The 1,744-nt window shown below is 50.2% G+C and carries 3 protein-coding genes; all 3 read left to right on the top strand.

The annotated features are described in order from the left end of the window. Positions 1-123: transposase (locus HF027_RS15390; RefSeq protein ID WP_146188265.1), on the top strand; the 123-nt coding region annotated here is incomplete at its 5' end. 116 nt (positions 124-239) lie between these two features. Next, a complete protein-coding gene (locus HF027_RS15395) occupies positions 240-671 on the top strand; it encodes a DUF7282 domain-containing protein (protein WP_209316478.1) in 432 nt (143 codons plus the stop codon). Positions 672-1,504: 833 nt separating this feature from the next. Continuing rightward, positions 1,505-1,744: transposase (locus tag HF027_RS15400; protein WP_168017147.1), on the top strand; the 240-nt coding region annotated here is incomplete at its 3' end.

The raw sequence follows: 1,744 nt of genomic DNA on the forward strand, positions 1-1,744 counted from the left end.
ACCAGCGTGCTGGAGGGCATGAACAACCGGATCAAGGTCATCAAGCGGATGGCCTATGGGTACCGCGACACGGCGTACTTTTTTCTGAAGATCCGTGCCGCTTTTCCCGGCAAAGTGCGGTGAACCTAATTTTTTTCGATTTATCTGAAACCCGGCGCAACCTCCTTGCGTATCTACCAGCACACCCACTCAAGCCACTGGGCTTTTGTGGGATGTGCCCAAATATCAAGGAGAGAAAGATGATGAACAAGCTAATGGCAAGTGCATGTGTATCCATTTCTCTACTCGCCGGCGCCGGTTTCGCACAGGCGGCCGACCATTCAGACATGCACCCGCAGGTCTGGGCCGATGATCAGTCCGTATCGGGCGGTACCGTGACGGCAGAGAAAGTCACGGCTGACCAGAACGGCTGGCTGGTCGTTCACCGCACTGGCGAAGACATGAAGCCCGGCCCGGTGGTCGGCTATGCCCCGCTCAAGGAAGGCGAAAACATGGACGTCACCGCCATCCTTACTGAAAACGTCATGCCCGGCGACCACCTCATGCTGATGGTGCACAGCGAAGAAGGCGGCATGAAAACCGGCGGCTTCGAATACACTCTAGGCGCCAAGGAAGACGGCCCGATCAAGATGGATGGCAACCTGGTGATGAAGGTTGTTACCGCCGAATAATTCCATCGTTTCATCGCGATACCTCGGGGCCGCCTTTAGCGGCCCTTTTTTTGTTTACCGCTTCTGACCTTGCTCCCCATTTCTACTTCCCCCATCTAATACAGATCCGGCGCGACATCTTCATTGAAGTGCTCTGACTCTGGCGATCTTCACAGCATAATCACCGCACCGCATTGTCTTTGGTGATATAGACCATGAAGATTCAGAAGTCATATATAGAAACCGCCACCTGCTAGCACAATACGCATTGGCTTAAAAAAAGCTGAAGTTATAGCGGAGAGAGGAAAAATAAGAAGGGAAGAACATAACTGTATTTTTGGTGGGCCCAGCAAAGCTCGAACCAGCGACCAAAGGATTATGAGTTAATCCCAAAACATGCCAACACCCAATAAAACCTGAAAAATCATGGCCTTAATAATCTTGCAAGTTGCCTTTAATGGCCATTATCTGCCTTCCACGTGGACACAATGTGGACGCTAGGGCAGCTTACTTTCAATCATTCCCAATAAATAATTACTAGTACTAACGACTATAAAACCAGACTCTCACCTTCACCTAAAGCCTAACTATTTATTCTCTGCATCTCACAAACCCAGTTAATATTTTCTTAATCATTACTCACTGATTGAACACCTTACTTTCTTTCTCGAAGTGTCATAAAGAGACCCCATGATCCACATTTTTAATACAGACCTCTTCTAAAGAAAATTTAGACTCGAATCAAACACCATTAAAAACCCATCCATAAAATAACCTGATTACTCATGTTGATCAGCCGCGATCCCGCCAGCCTCTCCTATACTGATGTTATGTCCAGTAGAGGAGGTGGCGTCATGGCACGCAATCCTATCCAGTTTCAGCCCGGCCTGTCGTTGCCGGCATTTCTCGCGCAGTACGGCACGGAAGCGCAGTGCCAGGCGGCCCTTTTTCAGCATCGCTGGCCCAAGGGGTTCGTGTGCCCCGACTGTGGCAACACCACTGGCTGTCGATTGTCGCGGGGGCACTACCAGTGCCATCGCTGTCACCACCAGACCTCACTCATCGCCGGTACCATCTTTCATGCCACGCACCTT

Source organism: Halomonas salinarum, assembly GCF_012062845.1.
Classification (GTDB): domain Bacteria; phylum Pseudomonadota; class Gammaproteobacteria; order Pseudomonadales; family Halomonadaceae; genus Onishia; species Onishia salinarum.

Bases quoted from the DNA above. Each gene is read 5' to 3' on its own strand.
- HF027_RS15395 (WP_209316478.1), top strand. From the start codon at position 240: ATGATGAACAAGCTAATGGCAAGTGCATGTGTATCCATTTCTCTACTC.